Source organism: Rheinheimera sp. (assembly GCF_037442345.1).
GTDB lineage: Bacteria > Pseudomonadota > Gammaproteobacteria > Enterobacterales > Alteromonadaceae > Pararheinheimera.
In genome coordinates this window covers 12,141-33,113 of sequence record NZ_JBBIQL010000014.1, presented here as the reverse complement: position 1 = coordinate 33,113, position 20,973 = coordinate 12,141, and the positions used below count along the sequence as shown (strand labels likewise).

Genomic DNA, 20,973 nt, shown 5'->3' with positions numbered 1-20,973 from the left:
GAGGCTAAGTAGGGCATTATGAGCGCAGGCATACCGCTACTGTTACTAAGCGTTCTATCCACAATCATTCTTATAGTTTGGTTGCGCAATGGTGCAGGGCATAAAACACATCGAGTTATTGCAGTAGGTGCTTTGCTAGTTATTTTGCATTTGTCTTGGGTGGCATTACTTTCATTTGGTGTTTTTCATCCTATTGGCTCATGGGGTATGGGCGTAGGTTTAATCGCGTCAATTTTCGCTTTTTTTGTTCCCATGCTTTACAACAAGTTGTGTAGTAATGAGCACACATAACAAGGCAAGTCAGCATCGCACCTTCTAAAACATCAGAAAAATCAGGGTCAGGTCTTGCGCCGTGCCCCAATTAAACTTCAGCATCGCCATTGAAATGTATTCATGAGAATTTCTGAGGGGAAAACCAGTCTTGCCAGAATGAAGCAAAACAGTTTAGTTATGACATACGAAAATACCATTAAGGGCACGAGGTAAGACCTGACCCTCAAATTTCGTCGCGCCTGTTACCCAAGGCGTTAAATCTAAAAACAGGAAATAATACCGTGAAATTATCGATCGTCGCATTGATGGCTCTGGCATTATTGGCTGGCTGCCAAACAGGAAATCAGACTAGGCCGTCTCCGTCAGGCAATGGCCTCGCTATATATGGCCTGATATTTGGCATCAAGAAGGACAAGGCCGGCGATGTCGAGGCCGTGAGACTGGCCAGAGTTGAAGATGTTCGTACAAAATCCCCTATCCAATTCGAACTCTCATCAAGCTTGATGGAGCAAGCCGAAACCAAGATCAAAAAGCAGCACCAGGGTATCGATGAGTACTCGAAAAGTGGCAAAGAATCATTTGTAATTTGTATCTACACCAATATTGATTCCGACGTTGTGAAGTGTGGTGAGGAGTAGTGATTTAACAAAGGCAAGCACCCGAGCCAATTTTGCTCCGGCTTTGCCTACACAACATTGGCTGGGTGTTGCCGACGTTATGTGTACTTAAAGGTTAAGCTTTGCAAATGAAGAAAAAATTAACCAAAGATGAAAAGAAGCTAATAAAGAGTCGTAGGCTTTATAAAATTAAAATTGGACACTTGGCTTATAAAACCTCACGAGGAGATGTTGTTGCTGAAGCTAAGCTTGAGCAAGAACTGAAGAACAATCCAGTAGCCAAACAGATATTAGAAAAAATTATCCGAACCAATACTTTAAACAAGTATGGTTCTAACTCCCAGCAGACAAAAATAAAATCAATTGGCATGCCAAATTACGGCAACGCATTTAGGCTGTATAGCGGAGGCTCTCCTGGACTCGGCAAAAAATCATAAGCATAACAAGTAAAATTAAAACTGACGCCTAAGGCGCAATTGCTTAAGCGTTACGCCAGATAGGAATACAAATTGAAGAAGATTGCCATTTTTGTCGATGTCCAGAATGTCTATTACACCACGCGACAGGCGTATGGGCGTAATTTCGATTACAACAAGTTTTGGGCTCAGGTCACTGAAAACCGGCAGGTTGTCAAGGCTATTGCTTACGCCATAGATAAAGGCGACAAGAAGCAGCGGGAGTTTCAGAATATTCTGCGGGCCATTGGCTTTGAGGTGAAATTAAAGCCATTTATTACCAGAGCAGACGGCTCAGCGAAGGGGGATTGGGATGTCGGTATCACTATCGATGTGCTCGATCACTCGGCGGCTGCAGATGTGGTGGTGCTGGTGTCCGGTGATGGCGACTTTGACTTGCTGGTTAACCGGGTGCGTGCAGACAGCAGCAAAGCGGTGGAGGTGTATGGCGTGCCAGCCTTAACAGCCACCTCATTGATAAACGCCGCCAGCCAGTTTATGCCCATTGAGCAGGCGCTTTTGTTAGGCTAGCCAGTTGTGGCGGGTGATAACTGCACCAGCTTGAACGGGCGAACACCGCCGTTGCCAGCCACCTGCTGTGCATTCCCAGTCACCTTTACAAGGTATATACCGTCGACATATCCCTGACTGGCTTCTAGCATGGGATATGTCAGTGGTATATACGGTGAGAGGGGTTTATGGAAAGGGCCAGTATTTTTAAAAGTAACAAAAGTCAGGCGTTGCGTTTGCCTAAACCTGTGGCTTATCCGGATTCGGTGAAGCAGGTAGATATTGTGATTCAGGGCCGTGCCCGCATTATCACCCCGGCAGGAGAATCCTGGGATAGCTGGTTTGATGGTGAAGGAGTGTCTGACGACTTTATGCTGGATAGGGAGCAAGCTGAAGCTCAGGAACGTGAGTCATTCTGATGCTGAAATATATGCTCGACACTAACATTGCTGTCTATACCATCAAAAATAAACCGCTCGAAGTCAGAGAGGCGTTTAAAGCCCATGATGGTCAGCTTTGTATTTCCTCAATTACCCTGATGGAGCTGATTTACGGTGCGGAAGAATCAGCAGCTGTTGCGCGTAACTTACGGGATATTGAAGGGTTTGCTGCCCGGTTGGAGGTGTTGCCGTATGACAATGCTGCTGCGGCATATACTGGGCAATTAAGAGCTGAATTGAAAAAAGCCGGCCGGCCAATTAGCCCTTACGATGAAATGATTGCAGGCCATGCCAGAGCCTTGGGGTTAATTCTGGTGACCAATAACACCAGACAGTTTGAACAGGTGCCAGGGCTTCGACTGGATAACTGGGTGAGTGCCAGTTAACAAAAGGCCGTCTGTGTAGACGGCCCTGTGCGTTTAATTACTCTTCCAGAATGGCGGGTTTAATCAGTTGGAACAGCTCGCGGTAGGCTTTGGGCGGCTGGTTTTTTTCCTGCTCTTTTTTCGCATTGCGAATTAAGGTGCGCAGCTGCTGAATATCCACTTGTGGGTATTGGGCAATAAAGTCGGTTACTGCATTGCTGTCGGCAATCAGCCTGTCGCGCCAGTCTTCCACCAGGTGAAACTTGCGGGTGGCGGCCTGGTTGGTGTTGCGGATCAGCGCCAACGCGCGTTCAATAGGCTCAATGTCGCGGGTGCGCATCAGGCGGCCAATAAACTGCACGTGGCGGCGCAGCGCTTCACGTTTTACTTTTAATTTATCGGCCAGTGCCAGCGCGTCTTTCAGCTCGTCGTCCATTTCAATTTTGGCGCGGGCGGCCGGGCTTAATGCAATCAGCTCTTCGCCCAAAGCCTGCAGCTGGTGCATCTCTTTTTTCACCTGGGTTTTGCTTTTGCCTTCTTCGACATCCCAGTCATCGCCATGGGTAAAGTCGGTCATATCTGCCATAAATCTTGCTCTGTCGCCGGTAAAATTGCGCTAAGTATACCGCAACGCCGTTCTGGCGGCGAGCAGGCAAATGACGGCCCGCAGGCGGCTGTGGTAAGCTTTGGCAAAATTTTTTCCGGGTGACCCCTATGAGTACGACAAGCACTGAAATTTGGCAGGAACTGGACGAAGTAAAAGCCGCAGTACAGCAGGTATTACAGCATGCCAAAACCTTAGGCGCCACCAGCGCCGAAGCCTCAATGAACCGCACCCGCGGTCTGAGTGTGGAAACCCGTCATGGCGAAGTGGAAACCGTCGAGTTTAACCAGGACGGTGGCCTGGGGGTCAGTGTTTATGTCGGGCAGCGCAAAGGCTCAGCCTCCACCGCCGATTTAAGCCCGGCCGCTTTAAAACGCACAGTGGAAGCCGCAGTGGATATTGCCCGTTACACCTCCGAAGACCCCTATGCCGGTTTGCCGGACGCGGCGGCGCTGGAGCATAATCCACCGGATCTGGACCTGTTCCACCCGGCGGCGGTCAGCACAGAACAAGCCATTGACTGGTGTAAAGCAGCCGAAGAAGCGGCTTTTGCGCTGGACAAGCGGATCACCAATTCGGAAGGGGCGTCTTTTACCTCGCACCAGGGCCTGAAAGTCTATGGCAACAGCCATGGCCAGATGGTCGGTTACCCGTCCAGCCGCCACAGCTTAAGCTGTGTGGTGATAGGCGAAGAAGGCGAGGATATGCAGCGCGACTACAGCTACAGTGTGGCGCGTGAGCTGGGTGAGCTGATGAGCCCGCAGCAGATTGGCCGTGAAGCGGCAGAAGAAACCGTCGCCCGCTTAAATGGCCGTAAACTGGGCACACAAAAAGTGCCGGTGATTTTCCGTGCCGACATTGCCAGCAGTCTGTTCGGCCATCTGGTGTCGGCCATCAGCGGTGGCGCCATTTACCGCAAATCCAGCTTTTTGCTGGATAAAGTTGGTCAGCCTGTGATGTCCGACAAAGTGACTATTCTGGAGCGGCCGCATATCCGGCGTGGCCTGGCGTCCAGCCCGTTCGACAGTGAAGGGGTGAAAACCACAGACCGCACTATTCTGGAGGCTGGGGTGCTGACAGGGTACCTGACCACCAGTTACTCCGGCCGCAAGCTGGGGTTGCCAAGCACAGGCCATGCCGGTGGTATTCATAACTGGCTGGTGCAGCATGGCGACGCCGATTTAGCCCAGCTGTGCCGTGATATGGGCACAGGCCTGTTGGTGACTGAGCTGATGGGCCAGGGCGTCAATACAGTGACGGGCGACTATTCGCGCGGTGCTGCTGGTTTCTGGGTGGAGAATGGCGTGATCACTTACCCTGTGTCGGAAATTACTATTGCCGGAACCTTGCAGCAAATGTTTATGGATATTCAGGCCATAGGCAAAGACGTGGACCCACGTGGTGGTGTGCTGACAGGTTCCGTCCTGCTGGGCCAGATGCAAATTGCCGGGCATTAATGCCGGCCGGGCTGGCTAAACCAGCCCGGAACATCAGGCACTCAGGCGGAAGCCGTGGCCGCTGCTTTCGGCTGATAAATATAGTGTTTCACGGCATAACCCCAGGGCATAGCGACAATAGCCAATACCACAGGGATAAAGACTTCCACCAGGCCTTCGGCTTCACTGCCGGCCAATTGGTCGCGGGACCAGAGTGGGTAAGCCACAGTGATCAGCCAGGTCACTTTGTAGACAATTTCCAGCAGCAACACAGGCAGCATTTTTAATGGCTTAAACAGCCCGAGAAATGCCATTATCGCGAATGCCCCCCACACGCTCCAAATGACGGCCTCACGTGGCCCTACGGTACTGATATCGTTCAGAATAAAAGACCAGGCAGTGTGGCCCATTACGGCAAACATCAGCAAATACAATAATCTGAGCAGATAAATATTAATGCGGCGAACCCCTTCATAGTGCACGTGGTCGCGGCGGAAAATATATAAGTAATCCATTGTGTGTCCTTTGGTTGGCTGTTGCTTTCAGCGCACGCTGAACAACCAATGTACAACGGCCGGTGCTGTTGTGGTGTGAATGCAATACTTTGTTACATTAAATTAACCTCGTTCCGGCTGGGCAATGTGGTGGTGTTGCCACGGACTCGGGGTTGCCCCAGGCCCAATCCGCTAGGGCCTGAGCTGGGCTATATCCCGAGCCGGAGGCTGGCCAAACATCCGGCTGTATTCGCGGCTGAACTGAGATGGGCTTTCATAGCCTACCTGGTAGGCGGTGCGGGTTGCGTCCAGGCGTTGACTCAGCATCAGGGTACGGGCTTCCATCAACCGCACAGATTTCTGAAACTGCAGCGGACTCATATGGGTAACCGCCTTAAAATGGGCATGAAAAGACGACACACTCATGCCGGCCTGGCTGGCCAGTGCCTCGATACGGATAGGCTGATGGTAGTCTTTGCGCAATTTCTGAATGGCTGCTGCAATGCGCTGGGTGGGCGTACCGTGCAGGGAAATCTGTGCTATGGCATGGCCATGTTCACTCTGCAGCATGCGGTAATGCAGTTCGCGCACCAGGGCGTCTCCCAGTATCGGAATATCTTCAGGCTGCCGGACCAGGCTGAACAGCCGTAGCAGGCTCTGCGTCATGGCCGGGCCTGCTTCGCCGATAAACAAGGCCGCCCCGGCTTTTTTGCTGGCCCTGGCCAGCTGTGGCAGCTGCAGCACCAGTTCAGACAGCAGGTGTATATCAATATTCAGTTGGATCACATAATAAGGCATGTCTGCAGACGCTTGGGTGACGGTGCCAATCACAGGCAGATCCATCGAGGCCACCAGAAACTGCAGGGGACCATAACTGAGTAGCTCAGGGCCGAGCATGACATCCTTCCGGCCCTGCACAATAATGCAAATACAAGGTTCATAGACAGCCGGCATCACAGTGCCGGGTGTGGATACCTTATAACAGAATAAGCCAGGCACCGGCGTGGCATTCAGTCCTTCCTGCACGGCAGCCTGCTGCACCAGATGCAGCAACTGCTGCAGTTCCGCAGAGTTCATCTGCTTTCTCCTGATTTTTGGAAAATCAGGCAATCATAACGCAGCTTTGGGTATCCGTCATCCGGCGCGTCGGGCGTAGCATAACAGCCATCGGGAAGCCCCTGGCTCACCCGGTTAACCAGCAAATTATCAAAGGAGCCTTGTTATGTCAGCTAATCAATCCAAAGTTATTCTGATCACTGGTGCCAGCAGCGGTATTGGTGAAGCCACAGCTCAGGTTCTGGCCCGCGCTGGCCATAAGGTGATGCTGGCCGCGCGCCGGACAGACCGTCTGGACGCCATAGTGCAGAGGATCAGGCAAGAAGGTGGCAGTGCCAGCGCTTATCGCCTGGATGTGGTATCACGCGACAACTTTAAGGCCGTTGTGGCGGCCATCCAGGCCGAACATGGCGCATTGGACGTACTGGTGAATAACGCCGGTATTATGCCGCTGGCCCCTATGGCAGCTCTGCATGCCGAAGAGTGGGATCAGATGATCGATGTGAATATCAAAGGGGTGCTCAACGGTATTGAAGCCGTGCTAGGGGAGATGGAGCAGCGTGGCGGCCATATTATCAATATCGCCTCTATTGCCGCGCATAATGTGTTTCCGACGGCGGCTGTTTATTGTGCCACCAAGTTTGCGGTGCGGGCTATTTCAACCGGGCTGCGGCTGGAGACGACTAAGGTGCGGGTGACCACAGTATCCCCTGGTGTGGTTGAAAGTGAGCTGGCGAAAACCACCACAGACCAAGCGACCAAAGCCTGGCTGGAGGAGTTTCGCAAAGTGGCGTTAAAACCTGAAGCCATTGCCAATGCAATTGCTTATGCAATAGCTCAACCGGCAGATGTCAATGTAGACGAGCTGATAGTGCAACCCATTCAGGGTCGTTAACAGGGGGTTGGATGGAGGCGGGTTTTGGGTCTCAGGACAGAGGACAAAACCCGCCTCCCAGGTCAGTTCACGCCGGAACAGCGCACCTGAATTACAAGGCCGCCTGAAGGACCAGTTCGGCCAAAGCGATGGCGTGCTGCTCCTGTGTGGCTGTGACATTCTGATGATTCTGCAAAATGGTCACCACCAGGTCTAAGTCCGGAGCCAGGATCACAAACTGTCCACCATGGCCCCAGGCTACCCGGACCTGTTGTCCAGCCAGTTGTCCAATCCACCACAGATACCCATAACCATGGAGCTGCATTGGCCCCAAAGTGCGCTGCAGTTGGACCTGAGCTGTGCTTGCGTCCGTCAGCCAGTAGGCTGGGATCAGCTGTTGCTGTTGCCAGCGGCCCTGCGTCAGCACCACCCCAAGTTTGGTAAGATCCCTGGCGTTCAGACTGAGCCCTGCACTGCCATTGTTATGGCCATCGGCAAAGGTTTCCCAAGTCCATTGACTGATGCCAAGGGGAGCAAACAAAAACTGTCTGGCATAGTCTGCAACCGGCCACCCGGTTTGTTGTTGCAATGCAACAGAAATCAGGTCACTGGCGCCGGAGTTGTAATTAAAACGGCTGCCTGCGGCACTGCTTTGCGGTCGTTGCAGCACATAAAGTACAGGCTCGGCGGCTAATACCCAGTTGTTGTAACCGGCCGCAGTACTTTCATCCCAATCCAGACCGCTGGTCATGGTCAGCAAGTGCCAGAGGCGGATATCGGCTTTATCGCTGAGTAACTGCAGGTAACGGGCTGGCATCAGTTCACTGAGCGGCTGTTGGACCGACTGCAGCTCCTGCCGTTCAATGGCAATTCCGGTTAATGCGCCCAGCAGGGTTTTGGTCACTGAGCGCAGCTGCAGCAGATCCTGCTGGGTTTTTCCGGCGAAATAGGCTTCGGCCACCAGGGCTCCACGTCGTGCAACCAGCATGGCGAAACAGGAAGGCAAGCCTGCGGCTTGCTGATAAGCCTGATGGAGCCGTGTTGGGTCCATTGCCGCCGATTGTGCGGACAGAACAGACCAGCCTGGTGGATCTTGTGTGACCTGCCAGTTGACCGTAGTCTGCACTGGAGGCGCTGTGGGGGAAGACGTGGCGTCTCCACCTCCACCGCAGCCAGCAAGGGCCCAAGTGATCCACGCGGTCAGTAAGCTAAAGCGTAATGTGTTCATCGCCGGACTCCGGTGTGTGCTCGAATTCAGTGTAGCGATGAAATCGAAACCCCGGCTGAACAAGCCCTACAGCCTCAGCGTTTTTCTTCCATCAGGCCAACCAGGTTGCCATCCGGGTCTTTCAGGAAACCAATCCAGAGTTCATGGTCTGGCATTTGGGCTGCCAGTTGGGGTTCACGGAAGGCTGTTGCGCCTTTGTCCACTGCCGTCTGATACACATGTTCCAGCGAGGTCACTGTAAAATACGGAATGGAATTTTTGCCGACTTCCCCAGCCCCTTGGGGTGTGCTTAGCATCAGGCGGGTGGCGCCACACTGCAAAAAAGCCAGGTTGTCGTTGGGCGCAAACAAAAAATCCAGGCCGAGCAGATCGCGATAAAAGCTCAGTGCTGTACTGACCTCGCTGACGGTGATCGCCAACTGGCCTAATCCGGTGATGTTGCTGGTCATGGGGTCTCTCTTAGACAGGGGAGTGGGTGGTTGCCTTATTCAATCATAAGCCTGAGAGGAGGCAAAGAAAAAGCCAGTCAGGTAAATGACTGGCTTGTCAGACCCAATCACCGGGGGCGCTTGCCCCTGGTGGTGAACCGGGCTTTAGTTAATGCCGGTTTTTAAACCACGGCGGATTAACAGTGCATCTGTGGTCGGTTCCTGGCCACGGAAGGCTTTGTACGCTTCCATGGGGTCTTTGGTGTCGCCAATCGACAGAATGTTTTTACGGAAGTTTTGTCCGTTTTCCAGCTTCAGACCACCTTGTTGCTGCACAAAAGCGTAAGCGTCAGCCGCCAGAATTTCGGACCACATATAGGCGTAGTAGCTGGCAGAATAACCGCCGGCAAACACATGGGCAAAATACGGCGACTTGTAGCGTGGTGGAACAGCCGGAATATCAATGCCGTGTTTTTTCAGTGCTGCGGCTTCAAACTGCTGTACGTCCTGCAGTGGTGCGTCGGCTGGCAAGGAGTGCCATTCCATATCCACTAAGGCAGCCGCCATATATTCCAGCGTGTCGAAACCCTGGTTGAAGCTGCGTGACTTGATGATTTTGGCCAGCAGTTCCGCCGGAATGGCTTCGCCGGTTTTGTAGTGTTTGGCGTAATTGCCAATGACGTCCGGGTGGGCCGCCCAGTCTTCCTGGAAGGTGGACGGGAATTCAACGAAGTCGCGTGATACTGAAGTGCCTGACTGTGAAGGGTATTTCACAGAAGAGAACAGGCCGTGCACGGCATGACCAAATTCGTGGAAGATGGTGGTGACGTTGTCATAGCTGACCAGGGTCGGTTCGCCGGCTGCGCCTTTAGGAATATTCATCACATTGACCACGACAGGCTTCTTGTTCAGCAGCTCGCTTTGATCCACGAAAGAACTCATCCAGGCACCACCACGTTTGCCTTCGCGGGCGAAGTAGTCGGCGTAGAAAATCGCCATGCTGGTGCCATCAGCGTCAAACACCTCATAGGCTTTTACATCCGGATGGTATACCGGCAGATCTGGCCGTGGTTTTAAGGTGATACCGAACAGCTTGTTCATGGTGAACAGCAGGCCGTCGTTAAAGACGCGGTCAAACTCAAAGTACTGACGCACTTCGTTTTCATCCAGGTCGTATTTGGCTTTACGCACTTTCTCCGCGTAGAACTCCCAGTCCCAGGGTTGCAGCTCAAAGTCACCACCGGTTTCTTTGATCATTTCCTGAATGGCCGCTGCTTCTTTTTTGGTGTTTTCCACTACGGCAGGCACCATAGAGCCCAGCATGTCATAGACAGCTTTTGGTGTTTTCGCCATGGTGGGTTCTAACTGATAGTCTGCCCAGCTGTTGAAGCCCAGGAGTTTGGCGCGTTCGGCACGCAGCTGAGCTAAACGGGCCACTATAGGTTGCTGGTCGGTTTCACCTGAAGTACCGCGGTTGGCAGAGGCCTCCCAGATTTTTTTCCGCAGTTCGCGGTTTTCCAGTTGAGCCAGTACCGGCTGACGGGTGGTGTTGGTCAGTTCGATAATGAATTTGCCTTCCTGACCACGGGCTTTGGCGCCTTCAGCTGCAGCGGCAATTTCTGCTTCAGACAAACCAGCCAGGTCTTCTTTTTTGTCGACAAAGACTGCGATGTCTTTGGTGATCTTCATCAGGTTTTGCTGATACTTGTTTGTCAGCTTGGATTGTTCTTCATTCAGGGCACGGATCTGGGTTTTTTGCTCTTCAGTCAGCAAAGCACCGGCGCGGACAAAACTCTCATAGCGGTCTTCCACCAGGCGGGTGGCGGCTTCGTCCAGGCTTAAAGTGGCACGGGCGTCATAAATGCTTTTGATACGGGCGAACAGTTTTGGGTTCAGGCTGATATTGTCTGAGTGCGCCGCCAGTTTGGGGGCCAGCTCAGCCTGAATTTTCTGAATTTCAGGGTTGCTGATCGTACCTGTCATATTAAAGAACACACCGGCAGCGCGGTTTAACAGTTCACCGCTTTTTTCCATCGCGACAATGGTATTTTCAAAAGTCGCCGCTTCAGTGCTGTTGGCAATGACTTCAATTTCAGCCAGGTGCTGCTTCATGCCTTCTTCAATGGCTGGCTGGTAGTGCTCCACTTTAATTTTATCGAATGGTGGTGCTTCATACTGCAGCGGGCTCATTGTCAGCAATGGATTGCTGCTGGTGGCCGCAGCGGCTTCCGGTGCTGGTGCTGCTTGTTCAGCCACAGTGGTGCTGGTTTGTTCTGGTTGTTTTGAGCAGGCGGCTAATACCACCGCAGCGCCAATGGCGCTGGCAATCAGAGTTTTGCGCATTTGAATTCTCCCTTTGGACCTTCACGAGGTTAAATTTTTTGTAATGGACGATCTGCAATAATGTAACACTATAACTGGTCGAGTATGCCAAAAGCTGCCCTGAAAAAACAGGTTTTGCAATAGACGGCTGACTTCGTGGGATAAAAGGGTCTCAGGACAAAAGCCTCTGTGCTCAGGCCTTGGGCAAACTGAACCAGAACAGGCTGCCTCCGCCAGGGGCGGATTCATAGCCGGCATCCCCTTTCAGTTTCAGCATAATGCGTTTCACGATAGATAAACCCAGACCATGGCTGCTGTGTGCACTGGACTGAAACTGGTTAAATTCAGTAAACAGATCTGCCACTTTCTCAGCCGGTACGCCACTGCCATAGTCCCGCACCCAATACTTCACCTGCGAGCCTGCAGCTGAAGCACCCAGTTCAATACGAGCTGAAGGGCCGGCATATTTAATCGCATTGGACAGGTAATTCACCCAAACTTCTTCCAGCCATTGGGCGTGGCCGAGGCACGAGGGTAATTCTGCAGTCAGCGACAGGCAGGCGTTTTCCTGGCTGGCAAAATCTGCCAGCCGTTGCATGGCTTCCTGAGCGCTGCGTTGCATATCGACCACAGTGGTTTCCAACTGGTGTTCACTGCGGATACTGGCCAGTTGCAACAGTGCATTGATAATGTCGTTCATCTTCATCGCTGAGTTTTTAATCTGCAGCAGAAACTGCTTTTGTTGTTCCAGTTGCAGCGTCAGTTCAGGTTGTGACAACAGGGTCGAAGCGCCGATCAGGCTGGTCAGCGGGTGTTTTAAATCGTGAGCGACGGTATGGGCATAAGCATTCAGTTCGGCGTTTTGTTCTTCCAGTTCCTGAGATTGGCGCTGCAACAGCTCGGTTTTTTGCTGCAAGAGTTGAGTGCGTTCCGCGACTAACTGCTCCAGATGGTGCTGATGTCGACGCAATTCATGTTCTACCTGCTCACGTTGGGTAAATTCCTGCGTAATACGGTGTTGCATCTGGTTAATGGCCTGCACCACCAAATCCAGTTCATCCGGTTTTTTGGGTGGTTCCCTGTCCAGTTTCAGTTCATGCTCAGGTTGATTCAGATCCAAATGCGCTGCGTAAGTGGCCACCTGATCCAGATGTTTGCTGATCCAGTGATGAAACAACCACCACAGCAGCAGTGCACCCAACACCATAGTGGTTAAGGTACTGACCGCCACAGCCAATGCATAACCCTGTATTTGGGCTGTCACTGCCTCTGAACTGAGCTGAACCTCAAGTTCTCCGACTTTATGGCGTTGCTGGCTGTCGTTGTCGGTGTAATACAACTGGTAATGGCGCTGGTTCAGTACTTCATCATCCGGAGTTTTCTGCAGCCTCAGCTGACGGCCCAGTTCGTCGCGCAGCGTCAGGCCGTTGACCTCGGGTAATCGTTGCAAACTTTGCAATTGAGACTGGATCCGGGTTTCATCTATGGTCCAGAGCGCTTCGGACAGCATTGGCACAAAGACTTGTTCCATTTCGACCAGCCGTTGTTCGGCTTGCTGTCGGGCGTTCTGATAATAAATTGAAAGTTGTAGTGCGGTGATCAGCACGGCAGTCACCAGTGTCCAAACCAGCACAGCCGACACCATGCGCGCACCCAGACTCTGGTTGGTGGCTTTGAAAGGTAAAAATCTGAACTGAGGCATCATCAGTAGCCCTGCTGTGGGTCAAACCATAACGCTCTGTCTTGCAGCGGCGTTTCCGGCGGTAATAAGGGGTTGGTCAGTGGCACAATAATCCGGTTTGCCAAATCGGCCTTTTGCAGGACCTCAGAGAAATGCTGCAGAAACAGCTGTTTCATACTGCCATCCTGCATCGCCAGCCGAAGCCCTTTTTCAATACTGTCTGCCAGCGCTTTATTGTCTTTTTGCACAAAGAAATACAAGGCAGCAGGGTAATACAGCACCAGCTGAGGGGCCACCTGCAAGTTCAGTTGGGGTCTGCTGTGCAGTTCAGGCCAAATCTCAGTCACGGAGCGGGGGAAATAATCGACCCGTTTTGCCTGCAACATATCAAACATACCGGCGAAGCTGTTGCTGTTAAATACTTTGAAGTGATTGCTTTTCAGAATGGCGTAGTCAGGCCAGTCCAGACCCTGCACAGTGGTTAACTCTTTCAGTTGCCAGGGTGGCAAGGCAGAAAAGCGTGTTTGATCCCCGGCCCGGATCAGTAACAGGCGCCAGCCAATCAGGCCCCGGTCTAATGGAATGCGAATGGCGCGCAGCTGCCGTTCCCGTTCAGGTGAGGTCATGGTCCAGACCACATCCACTCCCTGAGCCAGCTCCAGCTGGCGCAGGGTGCGGTATTGCGACATCAGAATCTCGGAGGGGACGGCCTGGTAGGGTTGACCGCTTTTGGCCAGCGCCAGCTGCAGTAAGGCAATGGGGTAATGGCCCCGCTCGTCAGCAGCCATGGCTTTGGGCCAGGCATACACGACCTTCTGCGCTGCGGCGAAGCAGTCAGCGCACAACCACCAACAACAGAACAGCCAGCACCAGCGCATCAGGTTAGCCTTAGATAAACCCTTACCCCTGTAGAAGAATTTATCAGAAGCCTGGCTGAAAATCAGCGCCTTTTATGACCTGCCTTCAGCGTTTTTTATGACCAAGAAGCGCGTAATAAAAAATCATCGCGTAGCAGGGCAACAGCAACCAATAGGCCGCCTGATTGCTGCTTTGTCCAGCCAGATAACCATAGAACAGCGGCAGCACGGCACCACCCGCTATGCCCATAATCAGCAGGGCCGAGGCGGTTGCGGTTAAGGCGCCTAAGCCCTGCAATGCCAGCGGCCAGACGGCGGGCCAGACTAGCGCATTGGCCAGGCCCAGCAGTGCCAGATAAAACACCGGGTCTGGAATGGCGGCAATGCTGAGCCAGCCAGTGAAGAGATCGGCCAGCAGGGTATGTTCTGGGCTGGAGTACAGTACACCGGCACTGAACAGCAAGCCCAACACCGCAGAGGCCAGCAGAGCCTGCGGCTGGCTGATCCATCGTGGGATCAAGGCGATGCCCAACAGATACCCCAACACCATAAAGGCCATGGTGTAGGAGGTCAGTACACCAAAGTTCGCCACCCCCAGCTGCTGGCCAAACAGGCCTATGCTGTCCCCTGCAATCACTTCCACCCCGACATAACAGAATAACGTCAGGGCGCCGAGCCAGACCTGCGGGTACTGCTTCAGCTCACGCCAATGCCGTTTTTGCTGCTGTTCAAAGTCCAGTTTAGGTAAGGGCGCCCACCAGACAAACAAGGTCAGGGCGCTCAGCACCAACGCCATCAGCAGGTAGGGTTGGATCAGCCGCTCCGACAATTCGGTCAGTTGCTGCAGTTTCTGTTCTGGCGTCATCGCCGCCAGGGCAGCGTCACTGTATGCCTCCATACCGGTCAGCACCCAGGCACTGAACAGCAGCGGCACAATAAAACCGACGCCTTTGTTCACTATACCCATGCAGCTGATCCGCATGGCGGCACTTTCGCGTGGGCCGACGCAGACAATGTACGGATTGCTGGCGGTTTGCAGTAAGGTCAGGCCGGTGCCGAGCACAAACAAGGCGAGCAAAAATAGTGGAAATGCCGCACTCAGCGCCGCCGGAATAAACAGCAGGGCGCCCAGCACCATCACGGCCAGACCCAGCACCATACCTTGTTTATAGCCATAACGGGCCAGCAGGCCAGAGACCGGCAGCGCCATCACAAAGTAGGCAATGTAAAACACAAAAGCCACCAACATGGCCTGAAACTCATTGAGCTGGCAGGCAATTTTCAGAAAAGGGATCAGGGCCCCGTTCAGCCAGGTGACAAAACCAAAGATAAAAAATAACGCCCCAATCAGCAGCATTGGCAGCAGGCTGCTGTGAGGCCGGCCGGATATAGCCTGCAGTTGCATAAGGTTCTCCCTGTAAAATGATAAAATGTGCAGCTAAAAATTGGGGTCAGAGTACTACTCTGACCCCAATTTTTTTAACCCCCGGTCTGGCCGGCAATCCAGCTTTGTTGTACCTGGTACTGCTCATTCAGCCACAGCAGATCCGCCACAGCGCCTGGTTGCAGCAGGCCGCGATTGGTTTGTTGCAGCCACTGAGCGGGCGTGAGGCTGGCCATCTGCAACGCCTGAACCGGTGGGACTGCCAGCTGGGTGATGGCGTAAATCACCGCTGCCTGCATATCCAGCACTGAACCGGCCAGCGAACCTGCCGCATTGGTCAGTTTCATGCCCTGACGGCTGACCCGGCCACCGGCAAACACAAATTCGCTTTGGTTGGTGCCGACAGGCGACATGGCATCTGTAACCAGCACCAGTCGTTCAGCGCCTTTGGCCTGATAGGCCAGCCGGGCCGACAGCGGGTGCAGATGCTCGCCATCGAGGATCAGTCCACAATAAGCGCGGCCGTCGGCCAACGCGGTGCCGACCATACCCGGTTCCCGCGACGTCAGGTTGGACATACCGTTATACAAATGGGTAAAACCGCTGGCACCTGCATCCAACGCGGCCAGCACCTGAGCTGATGTGGCATTGGAATGACCCAAAGCCACAATGACTCCGGCATCCACCAGCTGGCGGATTTGCTCAGCAGGCACAGCTTCGGGCGCCAGCGTCAGCATCACCACCCCTAAATCCTGTCGGCTGTACAAGGCCAGTTCGGCGTCCGACAGCGGCCGTAAAAAGGGCAGCGGGTGGCAGCCACGTTTGGCTTCGGATAAATGCGGCCCTTCAAAATGAATACCGAGAATACCGGGTTCGTTCAGCCGGATGGCCTCTGCCACTGCATCAGCTGCCTGTTGCATGACGGCCAGGTCGTCGGTGATCACAGTTGGCAACATGGCTGTGGTGCCATAAGGCCGGTGTGCAGCCATCATCTGGCGCAGGCAAGCCAGGCTGGGGTTGGTATTAAACAGCTCACCGCCGCCACCGTTTACCTGCACGTCAATAAAACCAGGGCACAACAGGCCAGATGGCAGCTGGATCTGTGGCAAATCCGCCTTTGGGTTGGCCTCAATTGCGGCGATGCGGCCTTGTTCAATTCGCAGCCAGCCAGTGCTGAACCCTGTTGGCCGCAGCAACTTGGGCGCTGTGAGATAAAAGGCATCCGTCATCAGCACTGTCCTGTGAATGGGGCTGACAACTGCAGCGCTAAAATGGCGGCACCGCGCACGCCGCTGGCATCGCCGCCTTCGGCGCTGAAGACAGGCGGTACAAATGCCCCGGCAAACAGGTGTTGTTGCATCACGGCGGGCAAAGCCTCCAGCAGTTCAGGGATTTGTGAAATACCCCCACCCAGCACAATACAGTCGGGCTCCAGCGCCAGCACCAGGCTGGCCAGGTGAGCGGCCAAAGCATCCAGATAGACCAGAAAGGTGGTTTTGGCTTGTTGGTCGCCAGCGCGGTAGGCTTGCAGCCAATCGTGGCTGTTGCCTGCAGTCTGACTGTAATGCTGGTAGAGCCGGGCCAGGCCCGAGCCTGAGATATAAGGTTCGACACAACCGGTCAGGCCACAGCCGCAGTGGTACAGCGGCAGTTGATGCTGCAATGCCACTTTGGCCGACAGTGCCATATGGCCATATTCCCCGGCCAGCCGGCCAGCCAATAACTGACCATTGAGGCAAAATCCGCCGCCGGCGCCAGTGCCAAGAATATAGCCGAGCACTTTGTTTTGGCCTTTGCCTGCACCGGCGATGGCTTCCGACAAGGCAAAGCAGCGGCAGTCATTGCCAATGGCGACAGGACGTTTCAGCAATGCCGTCAGATCGGCGGCAACCTGCTGTCCGGTCAGGCAAGGCACATTGCTGGAAATCACTGTATTGTCTTCGCGCAGCACACCGGGTAAGGCTATGCCCAGCCGCGCCTGGTGGCCGCTGAGCCGGTCGGCCTGTTCAATTTGTGCCACCACAGTGGCTAAGAAATCGCCATAGTGACGGGTGGGGGTACTGACCCGCCATTTTTGTTGCAGCGCAAGCTGGTCGTTAAAAATGGCCAGTTCCATTTTGCTGCCACCAATATCCAGGCCATAACAGAGCTGTTGCATCATCAGGCCTTAACATAAGGATACAAAGTGACACCCTGCACCACCCGGTTCACCTGGCCGCCCGGGCAGGGATTGTCTGGGGATATGCCCAGTTGCATCGATTTAAAGCAGGCCAGTGCCTGGCACCAGAGGATCAGCAGCAAGCCGAGCCAGGCGTCCGGCAGCGAGCTGCTGCCGAGCAGTTGCTGCTCAGACAGCCGATCCAGCCGCAGTGCTTTCTGGTCGCGTTGCAGTTCGGCCAGTAAATCCAAATCGTAGCGGCTGGTGTAGGCATCTGAGCTTTGTAACACCAGCACCTGAGTGCCGGCGTCCACCAGTGATTTGGGGCCATGGCGGAAACCCAACGGGCTTTCGTAATGGCTGAGGATCTGGCCGGACGTCAGTTCCAGATACTTTAACGCGGCTTCGCGCGCTATAGCCTGCAAAGGCCCGCTGCCTAAAAACACCATACGGCGGCACGGCGTTTCGGCTTGCTGTTTAATCTCGGCCAGCCTGTGCTGCAACAGCTGCTCAGCGCCGCTGATCAGCTGCTGTAAATACGTGTTGTCCGGGGCAAAAGTCAGCAAGGTCGCCAGATACATAGAGCTGAAGCTGCTGGTCATGGCAAAACTCTGGTCGTGTGTAGCGTCTGGCAAGGCATACAGATAACAACGCTCTGGATCTTGCTGGCTGAACTGCGCCAGTTTGCCTTGTGAATTACAGGTGATCAGCAGGTGCCGGCAACCCGGAACTAACTGCTCGGCCAGTTCGACGGCGGCCACACTTTCCGGGCTGTTGCCGGAGCGGCCATAAGACACCAGCAAGGTCGGCAGCGCTGGGTCCAGATACAGGCCGGGGTTGCTGACTAAATCTGTGGTGGCAATGGCCTCCACCCGTTGGCCCGGTTGCAATTGTTGCTGCAAATGGGCTGCCAAGGCCTGGCCTATATAAGCCGAAGTGCCGGCACCGGTCAGAATAATGCGCAGCAGCGGCGTTGCCAGCAACGGCTGTAAAAACTGTTGCAATGCTGCGCATCTTGGCTGGTGCTCAGCCGTCACTTGCCGCCAGATCTGCGGCTGCTGACTGATTTCACGGGCTGTCCAATAACCGCCTGCTTGTTTCAGTGCTGCCACCGGCAGGGTTAAATAAGAGTCAACTGACATAGGTATCCTTAATGAAAACCACAGGCTGTGGCGTAACTGCCGAGCACTGCATCCAACCGGGCGAGCAGCAGGGCCTTGGCCTGCGCCGGAATTTGCCCCAGTTTAACCGCTGGGTACAGGTCCGGCATAAACTGGCGAATAAGAGGCAAGGGCACCGGCTGCGCCAGATTGTTCAGCAATTGCTGCACCGCCTGTTGCATCGGCTGTTCTGGCCAGTAATAACGGATCCGGTCGCTGTAGCTGTACAGCAACTGCCAGTCTGGCTTGCTGTAAAAACTTTGCCAGTAGCCGGGCGAGGCCAGCATCTGCGCTTTACAAACCGCCCGCAAATTTGAAGGGACAGCAGGTTGCAGCTCTTCTTCCATCAGGTTTAAGCAAAACAGCGCTTCGCGCAGGGCCAGCGTCAGCTCAGGACCAACTTTTAAAATGGCAAACTGGTCCTGCACCAGCTGGCGTAACAGGGCGCTGTTCTGGTAATCGGTGGAGTGGGCTTCAAACACCAGACCTGGCTGGGCCTTAATAAAGTGGCTCAGTTCAACCGCCTGCTGCGGCTGATACAAATGCACCGACTGGTTATCAAACTCCACGCCGGGCTGGACCACCAGGGCTATCACTTTGTGCCAGACCTCTGTTGTTAAACCTGCGGCAGCAAAGGCCTGCTGGTGGCTGTCCAGTGTCTGCTGCACATTGGCCACAGGGGTTGGTTCAAGCTGGTGCTCCAGCTCTGCCACGCCGCCTGGTGCCGGCACTTCGGTGCCAATCACATAACACAAGGTCTGACCGGGGCGGGCGCTGCGTTCTGCCACAGCACACAAGCGGGCCGCGCGCTCTGCTATCACTTCGTCCGGCAGCGCCGCCGGGTCGTCGGCGCAGGCCATGCTGGTGTCGAGGTGAATTTTTTCAAAACCGGCTTCGACAAAAGCCGCAATCAGCGCTTCGGCTTTTTGCATTGCCTGTTCAGCTGGTTCTTTACGCCAGACCACAGGGCCTAAATGGTCACCGCCAAATATCAGCTGCTCAGTGGCCAGGCCCAGACCGGCCGCCTGCGCCTGCACTTTGGCAATAAACTGGGCCGGTGTCTGGCCTGTGTAGCCGCCAAACTGGTTCACCTGGTTGGCGGTGGCTTCAATCAGCAGCAGCGACTGATCGGCTTTGGCCCGCCGGATGGCGGCTTCCAGCACCAAAGGGTGGGCCGAACAGACCGAATAAATTCCGCTGGGCTGGCCTGCTTTGGCGCTGGCAATCAGTTGATGGATACGGCTCATCCGGGACCCCTTAGCGCACTATGCCCAGTGGTTTACCGGTTTGCCAGGCGCCACGGGTAAAGTCAGGGAAATCTTTGGAGTTGCTGCGGTCGGCCACAGAGGCCACAGACAAAGGCAATACGGCGGACCAGGCGGCGCCGTCATACACATCCTGATCCAGCGGCTCAGCATTGCGCAGGCAATAAATCATGCGCCAGCACATCAGGAAATCCATACCGCCGTGGCCGCCATTTTTTTCGGCTTCCTGACCCATCCGGGTCCACAGCGGGTGGTCGTATTGCTTAAACCATTTGTCCATATCGTAATCCCAGTCGTGGTAAGACCCTGAGCCGCCCTGTTCCAGCGCAATACGGTTGGGGAAGCCGGCGAATACCCCGTTGGTGCCCTGGATCAGGTTATGGCGGCTGTATGGACGCGGCGTGGTGGTGTCGTGCTGCACCATAATGGTCCGGCCTTTTACTGTTTTGATAATGCTGGTATTGATGTCGCCGTGAATGTACTTCAGTTGGTTGCGTTCATGGTCAGCCGGGAACTCACGTTGGGCATAGGCCGCGCGGCCAAGTGCCGGTGAGCTGGCGCTGGTCAGGTAATCAAAACGATCCCCTCTGTTGATATTCATATACTGCGACACCGGGCCCAGGCCATGGGTCGGGTAGATATTGCCGTTGTATCTGGTGTGCATATAAGTGCGCCAGGAGCCGGTTTTGCGCTCAATTTCTTTCATCTGCCAGCGCAGTTCATGGATATAAGCCGCTTCGGCGTGCAGCAGTTCACCAAAGAGGCCCTGACGCACCATATTCAGCACCATCAGCTCTTCGCGGCCGTAGTTGACGTTTTCCATCATCATGCAGTTGCGTTGGGTGGCTTCGGCGGTGTTCACCAGGTCCCACAAATGCTCCACCGTCAGCGCCATGGGTACTTCGACAAAGGCGTGTTTACCGGCCAGCATGGCGGCTTTGGCCATAGGGTGGTGCCAGTCCCATGGCGTGGCGATCACCACAATATCGACGTCCGGGCGGGCCAGCAGCTCCTGGTAGGACTCCTTATTCTGGCCATAAAAAGCCACATCGGTGCGGCCCAGTTTGGCCAGCAGGCCTTTGGCGCGTTCAATGGTCAGCGGGTCTGTGTCGCAAATGGCGGTAATGCGGGCGCCTTCAATATTGCTGAAGTGGCTGATATAACCTGTGCCGCGTTCACCCACCCCAATCAGGCCGACTCTGACCTCGTCCATTTTTGGCACTACCAGCCCCATCACCGATTGGCCTTTGGCTTTGGTGGTGAGGCCTGTACTGCTGTTATTCGCCTGAGCGCAGGCTGAGATAGCGCCTAAAGCGGCAGCACCCATGGATGCTTTTAAAAATGAACGACGATCAAAACCAGACAT

Annotated in this window: 21 protein-coding genes; 7 read left to right on the top strand and 14 right to left on the bottom strand. The window is 54.3% G+C overall.

Annotated features, from left to right (window positions below):
• The first annotated feature begins 554 nt into the window (after window positions 1–554).
• The 5 genes from WKJ04_RS10060 (at window position 555) to vapC (ending at window position 2,681) form a co-directional block, all read left to right on the top strand.
• The gene (locus tag WKJ04_RS10060) at window positions 555–911 is read left to right on the top strand and encodes a hypothetical protein (protein ID WP_337880307.1); all 357 of its coding nucleotides are present in this window, start codon (window positions 555–557) and stop codon (window positions 909–911) included.
• 107 nt (window positions 912–1,018) lie between these two features.
• Window positions 1,019–1,327: a hypothetical protein gene (locus WKJ04_RS10055; RefSeq protein WP_337880306.1), complete on the top strand. Its 309-nt coding sequence runs from the start codon at window positions 1,019–1,021 to the stop codon at window positions 1,325–1,327.
• 72 nt (window positions 1,328–1,399) lie between these two features.
• On the top strand, window positions 1,400–1,876 hold the full coding sequence (locus WKJ04_RS10050; RefSeq protein ID WP_337880305.1) for an NYN domain-containing protein: 477 nt from the start codon (window positions 1,400–1,402) through the stop codon (window positions 1,874–1,876).
• Between the two features lie 167 nt (window positions 1,877–2,043).
• Entirely contained in the window at window positions 2,044–2,274 is a 231-nt protein-coding gene (gene vapB, locus WKJ04_RS10045) for a type II toxin-antitoxin system VapB family antitoxin (protein WP_337841462.1), read from the top strand.
• The gene (gene vapC / locus WKJ04_RS10040; RefSeq protein WP_337880304.1) at window positions 2,274–2,681 is read left to right on the top strand and encodes a tRNA(fMet)-specific endonuclease VapC; all 408 of its coding nucleotides are present in this window, start codon (window positions 2,274–2,276) and stop codon (window positions 2,679–2,681) included. Before vapB ends, vapC begins: the two co-directional genes overlap by 1 nt.
• A 37-nt stretch (window positions 2,682–2,718) precedes the next feature.
• Here the strand turns inward: vapC and yjgA are convergent, their stop codons facing one another.
• Window positions 2,719–3,246, bottom strand: coding sequence for a ribosome biogenesis factor YjgA (gene yjgA / locus WKJ04_RS10035; protein ID WP_337880303.1), 528 nt, complete (start codon window positions 3,244–3,246; stop codon window positions 2,719–2,721).
• Between the two features lie 128 nt (window positions 3,247–3,374).
• Between yjgA and pmbA the strand changes: the two genes are divergently transcribed.
• Window positions 3,375–4,721 carry a metalloprotease PmbA gene (gene pmbA, locus WKJ04_RS10030; RefSeq protein WP_337880302.1) on the top strand — a complete coding sequence of 449 codons (1,347 nt, stop codon included), beginning with the start codon at window positions 3,375–3,377 and terminating at the stop codon, window positions 4,719–4,721.
• 41 nt (window positions 4,722–4,762) lie between these two features.
• Here pmbA and WKJ04_RS10025 read toward each other — a convergent pair whose 3' ends face one another.
• Both WKJ04_RS10025 and WKJ04_RS10020 read right to left on the bottom strand, forming a co-directional pair.
• On the bottom strand, window positions 4,763–5,215 hold the full coding sequence (locus WKJ04_RS10025) for a hypothetical protein (protein ID WP_337880301.1): 453 nt from the start codon (window positions 5,213–5,215) through the stop codon (window positions 4,763–4,765).
• Window positions 5,216–5,386: 171 nt separating this feature from the next.
• The gene (locus tag WKJ04_RS10020) at window positions 5,387–6,271 is read right to left on the bottom strand and encodes an AraC family transcriptional regulator (RefSeq protein WP_337880300.1); all 885 of its coding nucleotides are present in this window, start codon (window positions 6,269–6,271) and stop codon (window positions 5,387–5,389) included.
• A gap of 145 nt (window positions 6,272–6,416) precedes the next feature.
• Between WKJ04_RS10020 and WKJ04_RS10015 the strand changes: the two genes are divergently transcribed.
• Window positions 6,417–7,145, top strand: a complete 729-nt coding sequence (locus WKJ04_RS10015; RefSeq protein WP_337880299.1) for an SDR family oxidoreductase — start codon at window positions 6,417–6,419, stop codon at window positions 7,143–7,145.
• Window positions 7,146–7,236: 91 nt separating this feature from the next.
• Here the strand turns inward: WKJ04_RS10015 and WKJ04_RS10010 are convergent, their stop codons facing one another.
• The 11 genes from WKJ04_RS10010 to WKJ04_RS09960 all read right to left on the bottom strand — a co-directional run bounded on the left by WKJ04_RS10010 (window position 7,237) and on the right by WKJ04_RS09960 (window position 20,973).
• Complete coding sequence (locus WKJ04_RS10010; RefSeq protein WP_337880298.1) at window positions 7,237–8,352, bottom strand: serine hydrolase; 1,116 nt, start codon at window positions 8,350–8,352, stop codon at window positions 7,237–7,239.
• Between the two features lie 74 nt (window positions 8,353–8,426).
• Complete coding sequence (locus WKJ04_RS10005; RefSeq protein WP_337880297.1) at window positions 8,427–8,801, bottom strand: VOC family protein; 375 nt, start codon at window positions 8,799–8,801, stop codon at window positions 8,427–8,429.
• Window positions 8,802–8,945: 144 nt separating this feature from the next.
• On the bottom strand, window positions 8,946–11,123 hold the full coding sequence (locus tag WKJ04_RS10000) for a M3 family metallopeptidase (RefSeq protein WP_337880296.1): 2,178 nt from the start codon (window positions 11,121–11,123) through the stop codon (window positions 8,946–8,948).
• A gap of 172 nt (window positions 11,124–11,295) precedes the next feature.
• A complete protein-coding gene (locus WKJ04_RS09995) occupies window positions 11,296–12,804 on the bottom strand; it encodes an ATP-binding protein (protein ID WP_337880295.1) in 1,509 nt (502 codons plus the stop codon).
• Window positions 12,805–12,806: 2 nt separating this feature from the next.
• Complete coding sequence (locus tag WKJ04_RS09990; protein ID WP_337880294.1) at window positions 12,807–13,661, bottom strand: transporter substrate-binding domain-containing protein; 855 nt, start codon at window positions 13,659–13,661, stop codon at window positions 12,807–12,809.
• An 85-nt stretch (window positions 13,662–13,746) separates the two neighbouring features.
• Complete coding sequence (locus tag WKJ04_RS09985) at window positions 13,747–15,045, bottom strand: sugar MFS transporter (protein ID WP_337880293.1); 1,299 nt, start codon at window positions 15,043–15,045, stop codon at window positions 13,747–13,749.
• 74 nt (window positions 15,046–15,119) lie between these two features.
• Window positions 15,120–16,253, bottom strand: a complete 1,134-nt coding sequence (gene nagA, locus WKJ04_RS09980) for an N-acetylglucosamine-6-phosphate deacetylase (protein WP_337880292.1) — start codon at window positions 16,251–16,253, stop codon at window positions 15,120–15,122.
• Window positions 16,253–17,182: an ROK family protein gene (locus WKJ04_RS09975; protein ID WP_337880291.1), complete on the bottom strand. Its 930-nt coding sequence runs from the start codon at window positions 17,180–17,182 to the stop codon at window positions 16,253–16,255. Before WKJ04_RS09975 ends, nagA begins: the two co-directional genes overlap by 1 nt.
• Before the next feature lie 2 nt (window positions 17,183–17,184).
• Window positions 17,185–18,324 carry an SIS domain-containing protein gene (locus WKJ04_RS09970; protein WP_337880290.1) on the bottom strand — a complete coding sequence of 380 codons (1,140 nt, stop codon included), beginning with the start codon at window positions 18,322–18,324 and terminating at the stop codon, window positions 17,185–17,187.
• A gap of 8 nt (window positions 18,325–18,332) precedes the next feature.
• A complete protein-coding gene (locus WKJ04_RS09965) occupies window positions 18,333–19,589 on the bottom strand; it encodes a class II D-tagatose-bisphosphate aldolase, non-catalytic subunit (protein ID WP_337880289.1) in 1,257 nt (418 codons plus the stop codon).
• A 10-nt stretch (window positions 19,590–19,599) separates the two neighbouring features.
• Entirely contained in the window at window positions 19,600–20,973 is a 1,374-nt protein-coding gene (locus WKJ04_RS09960) for a Gfo/Idh/MocA family oxidoreductase (protein ID WP_337880288.1), read from the bottom strand.

Coding starts and splice junctions, on each gene's coding strand:
- WKJ04_RS10055 (WP_337880306.1), top strand. CDS start 1,019: ATGAAGAAAAAATTAACCAAAGATGAAAAGAAGCTAATAAAGAGTCGT.
- vapB (WP_337841462.1), top strand. CDS start 2,044: ATGGAAAGGGCCAGTATTTTTAAAAGTAACAAAAGTCAGGCGTTGCGT.
- vapC (WP_337880304.1), top strand. CDS start 2,274: ATGCTGAAATATATGCTCGACACTAACATTGCTGTCTATACCATCAAA.
- yjgA (WP_337880303.1), bottom strand. CDS start 3,246: ATGGCAGATATGACCGACTTTACCCATGGCGATGACTGGGATGTCGAA.
- pmbA (WP_337880302.1), top strand. CDS start 3,375: ATGAGTACGACAAGCACTGAAATTTGGCAGGAACTGGACGAAGTAAAA.
- WKJ04_RS10025 (WP_337880301.1), bottom strand. CDS start 5,215: ATGGATTACTTATATATTTTCCGCCGCGACCACGTGCACTATGAAGGG.
- WKJ04_RS10020 (WP_337880300.1), bottom strand. CDS start 6,271: ATGAACTCTGCGGAACTGCAGCAGTTGCTGCATCTGGTGCAGCAGGCT.
- WKJ04_RS10015 (WP_337880299.1), top strand. CDS start 6,417: ATGTCAGCTAATCAATCCAAAGTTATTCTGATCACTGGTGCCAGCAGC.
- WKJ04_RS10010 (WP_337880298.1), bottom strand. CDS start 8,352: ATGAACACATTACGCTTTAGCTTACTGACCGCGTGGATCACTTGGGCC.
- WKJ04_RS10005 (WP_337880297.1), bottom strand. CDS start 8,801: ATGACCAGCAACATCACCGGATTAGGCCAGTTGGCGATCACCGTCAGC.
- WKJ04_RS10000 (WP_337880296.1), bottom strand. CDS start 11,123: ATGCGCAAAACTCTGATTGCCAGCGCCATTGGCGCTGCGGTGGTATTA.
- WKJ04_RS09995 (WP_337880295.1), bottom strand. CDS start 12,804: ATGCCTCAGTTCAGATTTTTACCTTTCAAAGCCACCAACCAGAGTCTG.
- WKJ04_RS09990 (WP_337880294.1), bottom strand. CDS start 13,661: ATGCGCTGGTGCTGGCTGTTCTGTTGTTGGTGGTTGTGCGCTGACTGC.
- WKJ04_RS09985 (WP_337880293.1), bottom strand. CDS start 15,045: ATGCAACTGCAGGCTATATCCGGCCGGCCTCACAGCAGCCTGCTGCCA.
- nagA (WP_337880292.1), bottom strand. CDS start 16,253: ATGACGGATGCCTTTTATCTCACAGCGCCCAAGTTGCTGCGGCCAACA.
- WKJ04_RS09975 (WP_337880291.1), bottom strand. CDS start 17,182: ATGCAACAGCTCTGTTATGGCCTGGATATTGGTGGCAGCAAAATGGAA.
- WKJ04_RS09970 (WP_337880290.1), bottom strand. CDS start 18,324: ATGTCAGTTGACTCTTATTTAACCCTGCCGGTGGCAGCACTGAAACAA.
- WKJ04_RS09965 (WP_337880289.1), bottom strand. CDS start 19,589: ATGAGCCGTATCCATCAACTGATTGCCAGCGCCAAAGCAGGCCAGCCC.
- WKJ04_RS09960 (WP_337880288.1), bottom strand. CDS start 20,973: ATGTCTGGTTTTGATCGTCGTTCATTTTTAAAAGCATCCATGGGTGCT.